14 protein-coding genes and 1 tRNA gene are annotated in these 16587 nt (G+C 74.8%); 3 read left to right on the top strand and 12 right to left on the bottom strand.

The genetic code is table 11. The features are described from left to right. Positions 1-2: 2 nt before the first annotated feature. The 7 genes from F1C76_04190 to F1C76_04160 all read right to left on the bottom strand — a co-directional run bounded on the left by F1C76_04190 (position 3) and on the right by F1C76_04160 (position 9820). Positions 3-707 carry a metal-dependent hydrolase gene (locus F1C76_04190; protein QNG35895.1) on the bottom strand — a complete coding sequence of 235 codons (705 nt, stop codon included), beginning with the start codon at positions 705-707 and terminating at the stop codon, positions 3-5. 104 nt (positions 708-811) lie between these two features. After that, positions 812-1963 carry an IS30 family transposase gene (locus F1C76_04185; GenBank protein ID QNG35894.1) on the bottom strand — a complete coding sequence of 384 codons (1152 nt, stop codon included), beginning with the start codon at positions 1961-1963 and terminating at the stop codon, positions 812-814. Between the two features lie 80 nt (positions 1964-2043). Then, positions 2044-3489 carry an aspartate aminotransferase family protein gene (locus F1C76_04180; GenBank protein QNG35893.1) on the bottom strand — a complete coding sequence of 482 codons (1446 nt, stop codon included), beginning with the start codon at positions 3487-3489 and terminating at the stop codon, positions 2044-2046. Continuing rightward, positions 3486-4799 (bottom strand): MFS transporter, encoded by a 1314-nt coding sequence (locus F1C76_04175; protein QNG35892.1) that lies wholly within the window; start codon positions 4797-4799, stop codon positions 3486-3488. The genes F1C76_04180 and F1C76_04175 overlap by 4 nt, the downstream gene beginning before the upstream one ends. A gap of 33 nt (positions 4800-4832) precedes the next feature. Then, positions 4833-5024, bottom strand: coding sequence for a hypothetical protein (locus F1C76_04170; protein ID QNG35891.1), 192 nt, complete (start codon positions 5022-5024; stop codon positions 4833-4835). A 5-nt stretch (positions 5025-5029) separates the two neighbouring features. After that, on the bottom strand, positions 5030-8893 hold the full coding sequence (locus F1C76_04165) for a multifunctional oxoglutarate decarboxylase/oxoglutarate dehydrogenase thiamine pyrophosphate-binding subunit/dihydrolipoyllysine-residue succinyltransferase subunit (protein ID QNG35890.1): 3864 nt from the start codon (positions 8891-8893) through the stop codon (positions 5030-5032). A 129-nt stretch (positions 8894-9022) separates the two neighbouring features. Then, a complete protein-coding gene (locus F1C76_04160; protein QNG39001.1) occupies positions 9023-9820 on the bottom strand; it encodes an ankyrin repeat domain-containing protein in 798 nt (265 codons plus the stop codon). A gap of 218 nt (positions 9821-10038) precedes the next feature. Between F1C76_04160 and F1C76_04155 the strand changes: the two genes are divergently transcribed. Genes F1C76_04155 through F1C76_04145 form a run of 3 tightly spaced genes read left to right on the top strand, consistent with a single transcriptional unit; the run spans position 10039 to position 13206 of the window. After that, a complete protein-coding gene (locus tag F1C76_04155) occupies positions 10039-10497 on the top strand; it encodes a universal stress protein (GenBank protein ID QNG35889.1) in 459 nt (152 codons plus the stop codon). A gap of 46 nt (positions 10498-10543) precedes the next feature. Next, on the top strand, positions 10544-11560 hold the full coding sequence (locus F1C76_04150) for an adenylate/guanylate cyclase domain-containing protein (GenBank protein ID QNG35888.1): 1017 nt from the start codon (positions 10544-10546) through the stop codon (positions 11558-11560). A gap of 8 nt (positions 11561-11568) precedes the next feature. Further along, positions 11569-13206 carry an ABC-F family ATP-binding cassette domain-containing protein gene (locus F1C76_04145; GenBank protein QNG35887.1) on the top strand — a complete coding sequence of 546 codons (1638 nt, stop codon included), beginning with the start codon at positions 11569-11571 and terminating at the stop codon, positions 13204-13206. On the opposite strand, the gene F1C76_04140 is transcribed toward F1C76_04145, so the two are convergent. From F1C76_04140 to F1C76_04120, 5 genes are all read right to left on the bottom strand, one after another. Continuing rightward, entirely contained in the window at positions 13178-13963 is a 786-nt protein-coding gene (locus tag F1C76_04140; protein QNG35886.1) for a hypothetical protein, read from the bottom strand. The two genes, F1C76_04145 and F1C76_04140, sit on opposite strands and share 29 nt — an antisense overlap. A gap of 63 nt (positions 13964-14026) precedes the next feature. Continuing rightward, entirely contained in the window at positions 14027-15163 is a 1137-nt protein-coding gene (locus F1C76_04135) for an MFS transporter (GenBank protein ID QNG39000.1), read from the bottom strand. Positions 15164-15198: 35 nt separating this feature from the next. Further along, complete coding sequence (locus tag F1C76_04130) at positions 15199-15690, bottom strand: SRPBCC family protein (protein ID QNG35885.1); 492 nt, start codon at positions 15688-15690, stop codon at positions 15199-15201. 70 nt (positions 15691-15760) lie between these two features. Then, positions 15761-15835: transfer RNA gene (locus tag F1C76_04125), tRNA-Arg, on the bottom strand. 63 nt (positions 15836-15898) lie between these two features. Continuing rightward, positions 15899-16582 (bottom strand): DUF305 domain-containing protein, encoded by a 684-nt coding sequence (locus tag F1C76_04120; protein QNG38999.1) that lies wholly within the window; start codon positions 16580-16582, stop codon positions 15899-15901. Positions 16583-16587: the final 5 nt, after the last annotated feature.

The raw sequence follows: 16587 nt of genomic DNA, 5'->3' as shown, positions 1-16587 counted from the left end.
TCTCACCCGGCGGCGGTCAGTCCTCCCAGGACGGCCGCCGCCGGCGTGTTCAGCCACAGCAGCACGAGCGTGGCCACGACGAACAGCGGCACCAGCACCACCTTCTCGGTGAACCCGCCGGTCTCCATCGGGGAGAACGCGACCGTGGCGCGCGGGCGGGCCAGCCAGACCAACGGCACGGGCACCCCGCCGCAGGTCAGGAAGTCCCCGGCCACGTGCACCAGCACCCCCAGCGCGACCGCCCAGGGCAGCCACGTCGGGCTGGGGCTGTGGTCCAGCAGCAGCCAGGCCCCGCCCCAGGACAGCACCAGGTTGCCGACGACCGTGGTCTCGAACCTCCCGGGGACCACGACGTGCAGCGCCCGCAGCGCCAGCCCGATCGCCAGCGCCAGCAGGAGCAGTGAGGCCCAGGTCGCCCGGGACGCGGCAGCCGCGAGCAGCCCGAACGCCACCGGGGCCAGCAGTGCGTCGTGGGTGCCCTTGCGGTGCCCGCCGGACAGCCGGCCGACGATCCCGGACGGGACCTCGGACAGCGGCCCCCACATGCGCGAGATCGTCGACCCGCGCTGGTCCAGGTCGGGCAGCATCGCCATCCCGCCAACGGCGGCCACCCAGCCGAGCTGCGCGACCGTCCCGGTCAGCGGGGCGACCGGCAGGGTGGCGGCGCCGACGGCGAGGCCGGACAGGGCGTGGGAGTGACCGAGCACCCACCCATGGTCACCGCCGGACCGCCCTCCCCCCGGGAGGCGCCCCCGCCCCCCGACGAGAAGCGCCCTTCTCGTCAGGACTCCTGACGAGAAGGGCGGCGGTCTCAACGGGTGTGTGCAACGGCCTCGTTGAATGCTTCGGCGGGAGTCTTCCAGTCCAGGGTCTGTCGGGGTCGGCCGTTGAGTCGTGCGGCGATGGCGTCGAGGTCGTGCTGGGTGAAGGCCGTGAGGTCGGCGCCCTTGGGCAGGTACTGGCGGAGGAGGCCGTTGGTGTTCTCGTTGCTGCCCCGCTGCCAGGGGCTCTTGGGGTCGCAGAAATAGACGTCGACGCCGGTGGCCACGGTGAACTGTGCGTGGGCGGCCATCTCCTTGCCCTGGTCCCAGGTCAGGGACCGGCGCAGCTGGGCTGGCACCCGCCTGATCGCTGCGGCCAGAGCCGGGTGGACCTGCTCGGCCTTCTTGCCTTCCGGTAGCGCCACCAACGCCACGAACCGGGTGGTGCGCTCCACCAGGGTGGCCACTGCACTGGGCAGCTTGCCCAAGACGAGGTCGCCCTCCCAGTGCCCGGGGACCGCCCGGTCGGTGGCCTCGGCGGGTCGTTCGGAGATCGGGACCATCCCGCGCAGCTGCCCACGCCCGGAAGGCAACTTGGCCCCGCGCGGGTGCCGGGTCGCCCGACCGGTGCGCAACGACCGGGTCAACTCACGGGCCAACCCGCCCCTGGCCTGCACGAACAAGGTCAGGTAGATCGTCTCGTGGGAGACCCGCATCGCCTCATCGTCGGGGAAGTCCACGACCAAGCGTGACGCGATCTGCTGCGGTGACCACTCCAGGGCCAGCCCACGCTGCACCTCCGCGCGAAGCCGCCCGTCGATCGCCAGCTTCGCCGGCTTGGGTCGCAGCGCCCGACGATCGGCCGCGGCATCGGCTGCTGCGGCCCGGTAGGCCTCCCGCCCGCCGTTGCGGGCCAGCTCCCGGCTGATCGTGGAGGGCTCCCGCCCCAACACACGCGCGATCGCCCGCACCGACGCCTCGGCGGCGATCCCGCGGCTGATCTCCTCCCGCTCGACCACGCTCAACGCCAGCGGCCCCCGCCGCCGCGCTACCGGCCGTCTGCCACCACACGCCGTGACATGCCGGTGCACCGTGGCATGCGACAGCCCCAATGACCGGCCGATGCCACGCAGTGACTCACCGGCCCGCCATCGCGCCCACAACTGATCCTGCTGCTCCACCGACAACCCCGACGACCTCACCGGACCACCCCTCAGACCACGACACCGTGATCATCTGCAGAGGCTGTTGCATCCACCCGTTGAGACCGCCGCGCTTCTCGTCAGGTGCGGGTGGGGCGGTAGACGCGGTCGAGGACGCCGGCCAGGAGGCGTTCGGCCAACGGGCGGGGGAGGGCGGCGACCAGGGCGTGCACGGGGGCCATCCGGGTCGGCAGCCGACCGCCGTCCAGGCCGGCGAGGGCGAGCAGGCCGTCGACGTCGGCCACGGTGAGGGTCGCCGGGTCGAGGTCGGCCGCGGCGGCCACCAGCGTGGGGTCGGGGACGGGCGGGTCCAGGGCCAGCGCTGCGCGGGCGGCGTCGGCGAGGTCGGCGAGCAGGGCGGGCACCCGGTCGGTGGTCGCCGCGGTGACCGTCAGGTGCAGCGTGGCCGGGAGGACGCTGCCGTCGGGCTGGGTGAACGGCGGCTGGGGCTGCAGCAGCCAGCCCCGGGCGGTGACCTCGTCGGCCAGGTGCAGCACGTCGAGCCCGTCGGTGCCGGCGAGCGCCACCAGGGTGGTCACCGGGGTGCCCACCACCCGTACGCCCGGGACGTCGGCCAGCCCGGCGACCAGCGCCGTGGTCGCCTCCCGGGCCGCCAGCGCCAGGCGCCGGTAGCCCTCGGTGCCCAGCCAGCGGTGCACCGCCCACGCGGCGGCCATCGGTCCGGCGGGGCGGGTGCCGGCCAGCGTCGGGTTGACCACCGGGTAGCCGGGCCAGTCCGCGGTGGCGAACCAGTGGCCGTGCCGGAACTCCGGGTCGGCGGTCAGCAGCACCGAGACGCCCTTGGGGGCGTAGCCGTACTTGTGCAGGTCGACCGACAGGCTGGTCACCCCGGGGACCGAGAGGTCGAACGACTCGGCGCCGGTGCTGTCGGCGAGGTGCGGCAGCAGCCAGCCGCCGATGCAGGCGTCCACGTGGCAGGGCACCCCGGCCGCGGCGGCCAGCGCGGCCACCTCGGCGACCGGGTCGAGCACGCCGTGCGGGTAGGACGGTGCGCTGAGGACGACCAGCGCGGTGCGGGTGGTCAGCAGCGCGGCGACCTCCGCCGGGCGCACCCGGCAGGTGTCGGGGTCCACGCCCAGGTCGACCACGGCCAGGTCGAACAGGTGCGCGGCCTTGCGGAAGGCGGCGTGCGCGGTGACCGGCAGCAGCAGCTGGGGACGGCGGTCGTCGTCCGGGTGGGCCGACCGCCACCGGGTGCGGGCGGCGAGCACGGCGAGCAGGCAGCTCTCGGTGCCGCCGCTGGTGACCGTGCCGACGGTGTCCGGCCCGCCCCCCAGCAGTGCGGCCGCTGCGGCGACCAGGTCGTTCTCGATCCGGGCGACGCTGGGGAAGGCGGTCGGGTCGAGGGCGTTCGTCCACTGGTACGCCGCCTGAGCGCCGGCGGCCAGCGCGTCCACCTCGGTGAGCCCGGAGTCGTAGACGTAGGCCATGGCGGCCCCGCCGTGCGTGGGGACGTCCCCGTCGGCCAGCGCGGTGAGCTCCGCCAGGACGTCCTGCGGTGTCACGGGGTGGGCTCCAGTCGGTAGCGGGCGATGAACGGCAGCGAGGCGAGCACCAGCAGTGCCGGGAGCAGGCTGAAGGACAGCAGCACGGTGGTGTCGGCCGCCGCGGTCTGCGCCACGACGGCGTCCCCGACCGACGAGCGGTACCCGGCGAGCCCCAGCAGCACGCCCAGCAGGCCCGGTCCGACCGCCAGCCCGAGCGTCTCGGCCGCCGTCCAGACGCCGGTGAACACCCCGGCCCGGCGCTCGCCGGAGGACGTCTCGTCGGCGGCGACCACGTCGGGGAGCATCGCCAGCGGGAACATCTGCATCCCGGCGTAGCCGATCCCGACCACCACGACGAGGGCGAGCACGAGGCCGGTGCGGCCGGGCGCGCCGAGGGCGAGCGCGGCAGCGCCGACGGCGAAGACCGTGGACGACGCGAGCAGGCCGGTCCGCTTGCCCACCCGGCGGCTGACCCGTAGCCACAGCGGCATGACCAGGATGGCCGGGCCGACCAGGGCGACGAACAGCAGCGTCCCGGCGGCGGGGTCACCGAGCACCTGCCGGGCGTAGTACGGGACGCCGGCCAGCATCACGCCGATCCCCAGCGCCTGGACGACGAACCCGACCAGCAGCAGCCGGAACGGCCGCACCCGGACGGCGACCCGCAGCGTGGCCAGCAGGCGCCCCTCGCTGCTGGTGCGCGTCAGCGTGGGTGCCCGCCGGGTGCCGACGACGGCGCCGAGCATCCCGCCGGCGAGCAGCACCGCCACGAACGCGGCCATGGCCAGGTGCCCGGCCCGGCCGCCGCCGGCGAGCTCGACCACCGCGGGCGCGCCGGCGCCGGCGACCAGGATGCCCAGCGCCAGGGCCGCGACCCGCCAGGACATCAGGGTGGCCCGCTCGCCGGGGTCGGTGGTGATCTCGGCGGGTTGGGCGACGTAGGGCACCTGGAAGCAGCCGTAGGCGGTGGCCGCGAGCAGGAAGGTGACCGCGACCCAGCCGGCGGCCAGCGCCGGGGGAGCCCCGGGGCCGGCGAAGACCAGCACGAACAGCAGCGGCAGGGTCAGCCCGCCGGCCAGCATCCAGGGCCGGCGCGGTCCCCAGCGGCTGGTGGTGGCGTCCGACCGGGCACCGATCCACGGGTTGAGCAGCACGTCCCACGCCTTGGGCGCGAACACCACCAGCCCGGCGAGACCGGCACCCACGCCGAGCACGTCGGTCAGGTAGAAGAGCAGCAGCAGCCCCGGGACGGTGCCGAACGCCGCCGTCCCGATGGAGCCCGCTGCGTAGCCGAGGTGGGTGCCCCGGGTCAGCGCGGGGGCGGTCACCGGGGCACCGTAGCCCTCGGTCGTCGAGAGCCCTCAGTCGTCGAGGTCGTCCTCGTCGTCGGTGCCGCCCCGCGCCAGCCACGTCGCCAGCCGTTCGACCGGCACCTCGAAGTCGGGGTGCTGGTCGACGAAGGCCTGCAGCTGGTCACCCAGCCAGGAGAGGGAGACCTCCTCCTGGCCCCGGCGGGTGACCAGCTCCTCGATGCCGCGGTCGGTGAAGTACACCGCGGCTACTGGGCCAGCGAACGGGCGACGAGGTCCTTCTGCTCGGCCTCGTGCACCTTGGCCGAGCCGACGGCCGGGCTGGCCGAGGCCTTGCGGCTGACCACCGACAGCGTCTTCCCGGCGGGCAGCTCGGCGGGCAGGTTGACCGCCATGAACTGCCAGGCGCCCATGTTGGCCGGCTCCTCCTGCACCCAGACGACCTCGTCGGCGTTGGGGTAGCGGCGCAGCTGCTCGACCAGCTCGCTGGCCGGCAGCGGGTACAGCTGCTCGACCCGCAGCACGGCGACGTCGGCGACGCCCTCGGACTCCCGGCCGGCCAGCAGGTCGTAGGCGACCTTGCCGGTGCACAGCAGCACCCGGCGCACGGCGGCGTCGTCGAGCGGCTCCCCGCCGACGCCCGGGTCGGGCAGCACCGGCCGGAAGCTCTGCTCGGTGAAGTCCTCGACGGCGCTGACCGCGGCCTTGGCGCGCAGCAGCGACTTGGGCGTGAAGACCACCAGCGGGCGGTGGGTCTCCGACAGCGCCTGCCGACGCAGCAGGTGGAAGTAGTTCGCCGGGGTCGAGCAGTTGGCGACGGTCATGTTGTTCTCCGCGCACAGCTGCAGGAAACGCTCGGGCCGACCGCTGGAGTGGTCGGGACCCTGGCCCTCCAGGCCGTGCGGCAGCAGCAGGACGATGCCCGACTGCTGGCCCCACTTGGCCTCACCGGAGGAGATGAACTCGTCGATGATCAGCTGCGCGCCGTCGACGAAGTCGCCGAACTGGGCCTCCCAGAGGACGAGGGCCTCGCGGTTGGCCACCGAGTAGCCGTACTCGAACCCGACCGCGGCGTACTCGCTGAGCAGCGAGTCGTAGACGAAGAACTTCGCCTGGTCCTCGGTGAGGTTGGCGATCGGGGTGTACTCCTTCGCGTCCTCCCGGTCGATGAGGACCGAGTGGCGCTGCACGAAGGTGCCGCGACGGGAGTCCTGACCGGCCAGCCGCACCGGCACGCCCTGCATGAGCAGCGAGCCGAAGGCCAGCAGCTCGCCCATCGCCCAGTCGACGCCGCCCTCGCTGACCATGGCCGCGCGCCGCTCGAGCATCTTCTGCAGCTTGGGGTGGACGGTGAAGTCCCCGGGCAGCGAGACGTGCGCGTCGCCGATGGTCTTGAGCACCTCGGTGGTGATCGCCGTCTTGGCCGACGCCGAGGGCCGCTGGTCCACGACCGGCTCGGGGGTGGAGGAGTCGCGGGCGTCGTGGGTCTCGGAGAAGGCCCGCTCGAGCTGCCCGCGGTAGTCCTTCAGGGCCTCCTCGGCCTCGGTCAGGGTGATGTCGCCCCGGCCGACCAGCGCCTCGGTGTAGAGCTTCCGGACCGAGCGCTTGCGGTCGATGATGTCGTACATCAGCGGCTGGGTCATCGAGGGGTCGTCGCCCTCGTTGTGCCCGCGCCGGCGGTAGCAGACCAGGTCGATGACGACGTCCTTGCGGAACGCCTGCCGGTAGTCCACGGCCAGCCGGGCGACCCGGACGCAGGCCTCGGGGTCGTCACCGTTGACGTGGAAGACCGGCGCACCGATCATCCGCGCGACGTCGGTGGAGTACAGGCTCGAGCGCGCCGCGGCCGGGCTGGTGGTGAAGCCGACCTGGTTGTTGACCACGACGTGCACCGTGCCGCCGGTGCGGTAGCCGCGCAGCTGGGACAGGTTGAGGGTCTCGGCGACCACGCCTTGTCCCGCGAACGCGCTGTCGCCGTGCAGCAGCAGCGGCAGGACGGTGAAGCCGCCCTCGCCCTTGTCGATCATGTCCTGCTTGGCCCGCACGATGCCCTCGAGGACGGGGTTGACCGCCTCCAGGTGGCTGGGGTTCGAGGTCAGGGTGACCGCGATCGAGGCGTCCCGGGCCGGGTGCTGGAACGTGCCCTCGGCGCCGAGGTGGTACTTCACGTCTCCGGAGCCCTGCACGGTGCCCGGGTCGATGTTGCCCTCGAACTCCCCGAAGATCTTCGAGTAGGGCTTGTTGAGCACGTTGGCCAGCACGTTGAGCCGGCCGCGGTGCGGCATGCCGATCGCGACCTCCTCGAGGCCGTGCTCGGTCGAGGCGACGAGCACCTCGTCCATCAGCGGGATGACGGACTCACCGCCCTCGAGGGAGAACCGCTTCTGCCCGACGTACTTGGTCTGCAGGAAGGTCTCGAAGGCCTCGGCGGCGTTCAGTCGACCCAGCACGTGCTTCTGCTTCGCCCGGTCGGGGCTGTCGTGCTTGACCTCGATGCGCTTCTGGAGCCACTCGCGCTCCTCGGGGTCGGTGATGTGCATGTACTCCACGCCGACGGTGCGGCAGTAGGAGTTGCGCAGCACACCGAGCACGTCGCGCAGCGGCATGACCTTCTCCCCGGCGAACCCGCCGACCGGGAACTGCCGGTCGAGGTCCCACAGGGTCAGGCCGTGCTGGGTGATGTCCAGGTCGGGGTGGGTGCGGACCTTGAACTCGAGGGGGTCGGTGTCGGCCATCAGGTGGCCGTTGCGCCGGTAGGCCTCGATCAGCTCGACGACGCGGGCGCCCTTGTCGATCTGGCCCTCGTGGCGCACCGAGACGTCGGGGACCCAGCGGACCGGCTCGTAGGGGATCCGCAGCGAGGCGAAGACCTCGTCGTAGAACCCGTCCTGGCCCAGCAGCAGGCCGTGCAGCTTGCGCAGGAAGTCCCCGGACTGGGCGCCCTGGATGATCCGGTGGTCGTAGGTCGAGGTGAGCGTGATGGTCTTCGCGACCGCGAGGTCGGTCAGCGTCTCCGGGCTCATCCCCTGGAACTCGGCCGGGTAGTCCATCGCGCCGACGCCGACGATCGTGCCCTGGCCGGTGGTCAGCCGCGGCACGGAGTGGTTGGTGCCCACGGTGCCGGGGTTGGTCAGGCTGACCGTCGTCCCGGTGAAGTCGTCCATCGTGAGCTTGCCGCCGCGGGCCCGGCGGATGACGTCCTCGTAGGCGCCCCAGAAGGCGGCGAAGTCCATCTCCTCGGAGCGCTTGATGTTGGCGACCACCAGCGAGCGGGTGCCGTCGGGCTTGGGCAGGTCGATCGCCAGGCCGAAGTTCACGTGCTCGGGCTGCACCAGGTTCGGCTTGCCGTCGATCTCGGCGAACGCCGCGTTCATCTCCGGGAAGTCGTCCAGCGCCCGGACCAGCGCGTAGCCGATCAGGTGGGTGAAGGAGACCTTCCCGCCGCGCGAGCGGGCCAGGTGGTTGTTGATGACGATGCGGTTGTCGACCAGCATCTTCGCCGGGACGGCCCGCACGCTGGTGGCGGTCGGCACGGTCAGCGAGGCGTTCATGTTCTTCACGACGCTGGCGGCGGCACCGCGGAGCACCGACTGCTTGGGGCCACCGCTCTCGGCCTCGGCGCCGGCCGTGGGCTTCGCCGGGGCCTTCTTCTCGGCGGCGGGCTTCGCGGCGGCGGGCTTCGCGGCCGGCTGGGCGTCGGCCGCCTTCTCCGCGGGCCTGGCGACGACGGTGCCGGTGCTCTTCGGCTCCGGCGCGGTCGCCCGGCTGGGCGGCGTCGGGGTGCTCGGCGCGACGGCGGGGGAGCTGGGCCGGGTGGCCGAGCCCTCGGCGTCGGCGGGGGCGGGCGCGGCCTCGGCTGCTGCGTCGTCCCCGGCCGCGTCGTCCCCGGCCGTGTCGTCCCCGGCGGCCGCCGGGGCCGGCCGGTCGGCGCCGTCGGACATCGGGCTGCCGGGCCGGTAGTCGTCGAAGAAGTCGTGCCACGCCTGGTCGACGCTGGCGGGGTCGGACAAGTACTGCTGGTACATCTCCTCGACCAGCCACTCGTTGGTGCCGAAACCCATCGCGGACGAGGATCGGGTGGGGGAGGGCTGGGATGAGCTCACGCTTGACACGGGGTCGAGTGCCTTCTTCGTCTGTGGACGTCGTTGGACCGGTCGCCGACTCTACCGGCCCCGGGGCGGGCTGCGCCCCCGCGAGGTGAGCCGCCACACGTGGCACGGCTCACCCGCGGGGTGGTGCGGTCAGTCGCGGACGCGGTGCTCCTCAAGCAGCCGGACCAGCTCGTCGTGCGGGGTGGCGCCACCGGCGGAGCCGGGGCGCTCGCGCGCCGCGGCGATCTGGGCGATGTCCAGGGCGCTGGCGCCGTCGGCCGTGGTCGCGTCGACGTCGGCGCCGGCGGCCAGCAGCCGGGCGACGACGTCGGGTGCGTGCGGCCGGGCACCGGCGGCGACCGCGGCGTGCAGTGCGGTCCGCCCGGTGTCGGGGTCGCGGCGGTCGACCCGGGCGCCGGCACCGAGCAGCACGTCGACGACGTCGGGGTGCACACCACCGGCCGCGGCCTGCAGGGCGCCGCCGTCGGCGTCGGCGCCCCGGTCCAGGAGCAGCTGCACGGTCTCCATGCGGCCACCGAACGCCGCCCAGGTCAGCAGGTCCACCCCGCTGTGCGGGTCGGTGAGGGGGGCACCGCCGTCGAGGGCGGCGAGCAGGGTCTCCCGGTCGCCGGTGAACGAGGCGGTGGCCGCGTCGACCGGGGCGCCGAGGGACTGCAGCACCGGTACGAGGTCGGGCGCGGACTCCAGGGCGACCTGCAACGGCGTGCGGCCGTGCTCGGTGCGCGCGTCGAGGTCCGCGCCGGCGGCGACCAGCACCTCGACGGTCGCCTGGGAGCCGGAGGCCACGGCCAGGTGCAGCGGGGTCCACCCGTCCTGGCCGTCCCGCTCCACCGCGATGCCGACCAGCCGGGGCTGTTCGGCGACGGCGGCCGAGACCGCGGCGGTGTCCCCGGCGTCGATCAGCCCGGCCAGGCGCTGGGCGGTCATCCGGAGGGCCCGCAGCTCCCCGGTGGAGGGCCCTGCGGGGGTGGTCGGCTGGGTCATGGGTCGTCCCCGTTCTCTCGTCGGACGGCCAGGTCGGAGCCCAGCACGGCAGCGGGTGCGACCGTATCGGAGCAGGCCGGGGGGCCGGGGACACACCGCACGGCTCGCGGCGGCGTGACCCCCGACACGCCCGGCCCGCCGGGGTCGGATAGGTTCCGCCCGTGTCTGCCTATCGGACGGTCGTCGTCGGCACGGACGGGTCGGAGTCCTCGTTGCGTGCGGTCGCGCGCGCCGGGGCGCTCGCCGGGGCCTGCGGCGCCACGCTGGTGATCGCCTGCGCCTACCTGCCCACCGAGCTCGACGACCGCGAGGCCCAGCGCACCGCCGACGTGCTCAAGGACGAGGCCTACCAGGTCATGGGGTCCTCCCCGGCCGAGGAGACCGTCCGCACCGCGCAGGAGCGGGCCACCGCGGCGGGCGCGGGCCAGGTGCGCACCGTCGCCGTCGTCGGCTCGCCGGTCGAGGCCCTGCTGGACGTCGTCCGCCGGGAGTCCGCCGACCTGCTCGTGGTCGGCAACCGGGGGCTCGCCGGGATCAAGGGCCGCCTGCTGGGCTCGGTGCCCGCCGACGCCACCCGCCGCTCGGACGTCGACGTGCTGATCGTGCACACCACGGACTGACCCGACGGACGAGAACGCACCGCCCCCGGAGGACCCGGCCGGCGCCCTGGACCGGCTGCTGCTGGGCGGGCCCCGGCGGTGGACCCGGCTGCAGGTCGCCGAGCAGGCCGGTGTCCCCCCGGAGCGCACCCAGCGGCTGTGGCGGGCGCTGGGCTTCGCCGACGTCGGGGACGACGAACCGGCGTTCACCGACTCCGACGTCGCCGCCCTCGGCTCGCTGTCGGCGCTGATCGACTCGGGGTTCGTCGACCTGGAGAGCGAGGCCTCGATCGCCCGGGCCATGGGCCAGTCGCTGTCCCGGCTGGCCGACTGGCAGACCGACATGCTGGCCGCGCTGCTCACCGAGCGGTCCGAGGGGTCGGGCCCCTCGCTGGACACGGTCCGCTCGGCCGAGGTGCTGCTGCCGCTGCTGCGTGACGTGCAGGACCACGTGTGGCGCCGCCACCTGGCGGCCAACGCCGACCGGTTGTCGGCGGTCGGGTCCGGTGCCGCCGTGGACCGCCGGGAGCTCGCGGTGGGGTTCGCCGACCTGGTGGGCTACACCTCGCGCAGCCGCGGCATGGGCGGACGCGAGCTGGGCGCGATGGTCGAGGACTTCGAGGGCCTGACCGCCGACCTGGTCGCCCGGCACCACGGGCGGGTGGTGAAGACCGTCGGCGACGGGGTGCTGTTCACCTGCACGTCGGCGGTGCAGGCGGTGGAGATCGGGCTGCGGCTGCCCGAGGAGTGGGCCGCTGACGACCGGCCGCCGCTGCGGGTCGGCGCAGCGTACGGCACCGTGCTCACCCGGCTCGGCGACGTCTACTCACCGGTGGTCAACCTGGCCAGCCGGCTCACCTCGCTGGGCCGGCCGGGCACCCTGCTCGTCGACCAGGAGCTGGCCCGCCGGCTGCGCGGACGGCGGGCCTACCGCGTCCGGCCGCTGCGCCGGGTGTCGGTGCGCGGCTACGACCACCTGCAGCCCTGGCTGGTGCGTCGCCGCCCGGGCGAGCCGGTGCCCGGGGAGGACGCCGGCCCGCTGGAGGACCTCCTCGACGAGATCGCCGACGACGTCCTCGGTTAGATGACCGGGTGACCGCCACCCTCCTCGCCCGCGGTCTGGCCGCCGGACACGGCGCCAAGGTGCTCTTCGCCGACCTGGACCTCGTCGTCGCCCCCGGGGACGTCGTCGGGCTGGTCGGGGTGAACGGCGCGGGCAAGTCGACCCTGCTGCGCACCCTGGCCGGTCTGCTGCCCGCCGAGGCCGGTGCGGTCTCGGTGTCCCCGCCCTCGGCCACGGTCGGGTACCTGCCCCAGGAGCACGAGCGCCGGGACGACGAGACCGTGCTCGAGGCCCTCGCCCGACGCACCGGGGTGGCCCGCGCCCAGGCGGTGATGGACGACGCGCTGACGGCGCTCACCGAGGGCGCCGCCGGGGCCGACGACGCCTACGCCGACGCGCTGGAGCGCTGGCTCTCCCTGGGTGGGGCCGACCTGGAGGACCGCGCGGAGGAGGTGGTGGCCACCGTCGCGCCGGGGGTGGCGTTGGACGCGCCCACGGCGGGTCTGTCCGGCGGGCAGGCCGCCCGGGTGGGGCTGGCCTCGTTGCTGCTCAGCCGCTACGACGTGCTGCTGCTCGACGAGCCCACGAACGACCTGGACCTGGCCGGGCTGACCCAGCTGGAGGACTTCGTCACCGGGCTGCGCACCGGGGTGGTCGTGGTCAGCCACGACCGGGAGTTCCTGTCCCGCACGGTGACCCGGGTGGTCGAGCTGGACCTGCCCCAGCAGCTCGTGCGGGTGCACGACGGCGGCTACGAGGCCTACCTGGCCGAGCGGGAGGTGGCCCGCCGGCACGCCCGCGAGGAGTACGACGAGTACGCCGACACCAAGGCCGGGCTCGAGGCGCGCGGGCGGATGCAGCGCAACTGGATGGCCAAGGGCGTCCGGGACTCGATCAAGAAGAGCAAGGACGGCGACAAGCACGTCAAGGCCGCTCAGCGGGCGTCCTCGGAGAAGCAGGCGGCCAAGGCCAAGCAGACCGACCGGCGGATCGAGCGGCTGGAGGTGGTCGAGGAACCACGCAAGGAGTGGGAGCTGCGGATGGAGATCGCCGCCGCGCCCCGCGCCGGTGCCGTGGTGGCCACGCTGCGCGGCGCCGTCGTCCGGCGGGGCGACTTCACCCTGGGCCCGGTGGACCTGCAGGTCGACTGGGGCGACCGGGTGGCGATCACCGGGGCCAACGGGTCGGGCAAGTCCACCCTGCTGGCCGCGCTGCTGGGCCGGGTGGAGCTCGCCGAGGGCGCGGGGTCGCTCGGCTCGGGCGTGCGGCTGGGCGAGGTGGACCAGGTCCGCGGGGCGTTCCTGGGGGAGGAGACGCTCGCCGCGGCCTTCGGGGCCGAGGTGCCCGACCTGCCCGACGCCGAGGTGCGCACCCTGCTGGCCAAGTTCGGCCTGCGCGCCGACCACGTGCTGCGCGCGGCGGGCACCCTGTCGCCGGGGGAGCGGACCCGGGCCGCACTGGCGCTGCTGCAGGCCCGGGGGGTGAACGTGCTGGTGCTCGACGAGCCGACCAACCACCTCGACCTGCCGGCGATCGAGCAGCTGGAGCAGGCGCTGGCCGACTACACCGGCACCCTGCTGCTGGTCACCCACGACCGCCGGATGCTCGAGGCCGTGGCCACCACCCGGCGGCTGACGGTCAGCGCGGGACGGGTGTCCGAGGACTGACGGCCGGCGCGTGGGTGCGCGGCCGGCGAGGGTGGCTCAGCGGCCGGGGCGGGTCGGTCTCGAGCACCGCGGCGATCGCGTACTCGGCCAGTGCGGCCACCTCGGTGGCCGTCCCGCGGCGCGGGTCGATCGGGGCCAGCTGGTGCACCTCGACGACGAGGTCGACCGCGCCCAGCACCCGGGCGGCGCTGCGCCACCAGGACTCCCCGGGGAGCTGCGCGGTGGCGGTGGTGGGTCGGCCGGCGACCCGGGCCCGGACGGCGACCGGACACACCGGCACCCCGGCGTCCAGTGCCGGCTGCAGGGACGCCGGCCGGAAGCGCCCGAGCTCGGTGCCGCAGCTGGCGGACTCCTCGGGCCGGACGAGCACGCCACGGCCCTGCCGGAGCTGGGCGGTGACGTCCTCGCCGCGGACGGTGGCCAGCCCCGGCCAGACCGCGGCGTCCTCGTCGGGCAGCGCGGTGACCGCGGTGCGCAGCGCCAGGTCGTCCACCCAGGACACCCGGTTGGCGACCACCAGGCGCGGGCCGGCGGGCCAGGCGACGGGCGGGGGGAGCACCTGCACCCGGACGCCGGCGGCGGTGAGCAGCCGGGCGGCGGTGCAGGTCCCGTGGCGTCGTCCGTCCCCGGCCGGGGGGCGGGCGGTGGCCCGGGCCAGCGCCGCGGACAGTCGCAGGGACCGCTGTCGGCGCAACGCGGCCGGGGCGGTGGGGTGGACGTCGGCGGTGCAGGCGGTCGAGCAGGGACCGGTGCTCATGCCGACCACCGTGGACCCCGGGGGTGACCGGGAGGTGACGTGCCGGCCGCGACCCGACGACGATCAGACGGGGTCTGGGCGCCGGGTCGCGAGGGCGGTGACCGCTGCGAGTGCCGCCAGCACGAGCAGCAGCACCGGGTAGGGCGCCACCGCCGAGAGCGCGGCGAGCAGCACCGGGGCGGCGAACCCCAGGTAGGTGAGCGCGTAGAAGACCGCGGTCAGGCCGGCCAGCTCGTGCGGCGGCGCCAGCCGCTGGGTCTCCACCAGACCGGCGACCAGGCAGAGCCCGTAGCCCGCGCCCAGCACCACGGCGGCGGCCAGCACCGCCCACGGGGAGGTCGTCGCGGCGGCCAGCGCGGCCAGCAGCAGCCCGGCGGTGACCGCGAGGGCGCCGACCCCGGCGCCGCGGCGGGTGTCGGTGGCCGCCAGCCGACGGCCCAGGGGCTGCACGGCGAAGCCGGTGCCCAGCGTGACCCCGGCGACCAGGGCGTTGAAGGCGACCTCGTAGCCGGTGACCGAGGGGGCGACCAGGCCGGGCAGCACCGCGATCGACACGGTGGCGCCGCCGAACACCCACGGCGCGACCGGGGCGACCAGTCGCCGGAACCGGGGGAGCCGCACCGACGACACCCGCATCCGGCGCAGCACCGACCCGCCCTCGTGGCCGGCGTCCACCGTCTCGGGCGTGCGCCACAGCGGCACCAGCACCGCGGCCATCACCAGCAGGTGCGGCACGTAGCAGAGCACCAGGGGGGCCGGGGCCCACTGCGCGACCAGGCCGGCGACGACCGGGCCCAGGCCGAAGCCCGCGGTGAGCGCCATCGCGGCCCGGCGGGCGCCGGTGCCGTCGGGGGAGGTGGTGTCGTAGGGCGGGCTGGACAGCTCCTTCACCCACGCCGACCCGGCGGCGAAGGCCGCACCGCTGGCCAGCCCGGCGAGGAACCGACCGGCGAACAGCGCCGGGAGCCCGCCGAGCATGAGCACCACGGTGGCCAGCAGGCTGACCACGGCGGCGACCTTGAGCACGGGGGACCGGCCGTAGCGGTCCGACACCGGGCCGAGCACCAGCAGCGCCGGGATCAGCCCGACGGCGTACACCCCGACCAGCCCGTCGACGGTGACGACGCCGAAGCCCGCGCTCTGCCGGTAGGCCACCAGCAGGCTGACGAACTGGTTGGCACCCCAGCCGATCCCGAACATGGTGACCGCGACGGGCACCCACGACCGGGGGCCGGTCACGCCTCGACCAGCTGCTTCAGCCGGGCCAGGCTGGTGGCCAGGTTCTCCCGCTGGAAGGCCGCGAAGCTGCTGCGGGTCAGCACCCGGTCGACGACCGCGGCCACCGGGTCCGGCCAGCGTCGCTCGTCGGTCCAGGTCTGGGTGACCCGGGTGCCGCCGTCGGAGGTGGCCTCCAGCCGGTGCTCCCAGCGGGCGATCCGGGCCCGCACCCGCGGCGTGCGCAGCCCGATCGCCCGCACCCGGAAGGCGAACCGCTCGCCGGGGTCGGCGGCGGTGACCACGCACTCGGTGGTCCAGCGGGCGCCGTGCCGCTCGTTGCGGCCGGTGAACACCGCCCCGACGGCCAGCGGACCGGCGCCGGGCGTGCGGGCACCCCGGTTCTCCGGGCTCCACTCCGCGGTGCGGGTGGGGTCGGCGACCAGGGCGTACACCGTGGCCGGCGGGGCGGACACCAGCACGGTGTCCGAGACCGTCATCGAGCGCGGCACGGCTTCCTCCTGGGCAGACCCCCGACGCACGTCGGGCCGGGTCCTGGTGGACCCGGCCCGGTGCGTGTGGTGGTGCCCCCGGCAGGATTCGAACCTGCGCCCCTGCCTCCGGAGGGCAGTGCTCTATCCCCTGAGCTACGGGGGCTCGTGTGGTTGGGGAAGCGGTGCAGACGTTAGCAGCCGGGGACCGGTGTCCCGACCGGGGGGCTCAGGGTGCGGGCAGGGGCGAGGCGCCCCGCGCGGCCAGCATCTGGGCCATGGTCGTGGACTCCGCCGCCTGGGTCTCCGCGATCGACCGGGCCAGGCCGCGGACGACGCCGACGGAGGCGCGGTCGGCCCCCTCGGTCGCCATCTCCAGCCCGCCCTGGTGGTGCCGGATCATCAGCTGCAGGAACCGGACGTCGAAGGCGGTGCCGCTCAGCGACCGCAGTTCGGCGAGCTCGTCCTCGGTGGCCATGCCGGGCATCAGGTCGCCCTCGGCCATCGCGTGGTCGTGCGCACCCTCGCCCATCCAGGTCATGGTGTCCCGGTTGGTGATCGGGGCTCCCCACAGCGACAGCCAGCCCTGCATGCGGCCGGCCTGGTTGGTCTGGGTGGCCGAGATGTCGAAGGCCAGCTGACGGACCTCGGGGTCGGTGCTGCGGTCGGGGGCCAGGTTGGCCATCTCCACGGCCTGCAGGTGGTGGCGGGACATGTCCTGGGCGAACCCGACGTCGACCGAGCCGACCGTGGGGTCGTCGGTGCGCCCGATGCCCAGGGCCACCGCCAGCCCGCCGCCGGCCAGCAGCGCCGCCACGGCGATCACCGCGACGAGCAACCCGCTGACCCACCGGACCGGCCCACGGGCGGGGCCGCCGTCGGTGTCGGGGGTGGTCTCCGGGTCGCTCGTCACGGTGC

The sequence above is a fragment of the Geodermatophilaceae bacterium NBWT11 genome, assembly GCA_014218215.1.
GTDB lineage: Bacteria > Actinomycetota > Actinomycetes > Mycobacteriales > Geodermatophilaceae > Klenkia.
This window is presented reverse-complemented; position numbering and strand designations above follow the sequence as displayed.

Bases quoted from the DNA above. Each gene is read 5' to 3' on its own strand.
- F1C76_04140 (QNG35886.1), bottom strand. From the start codon at position 13,963: ATGAGCACCGGTCCCTGCTCGACCGCCTGCACCGCCGACGTCCACCCC.
- F1C76_04135 (QNG39000.1), bottom strand. From the start codon at position 15,163: ATGTTCGGGATCGGCTGGGGTGCCAACCAGTTCGTCAGCCTGCTGGTG.
- F1C76_04160 (QNG39001.1), bottom strand. From the start codon at position 9,820: ATGACCGCCCAGCGCCTGGCCGGGCTGATCGACGCCGGGGACACCGCC.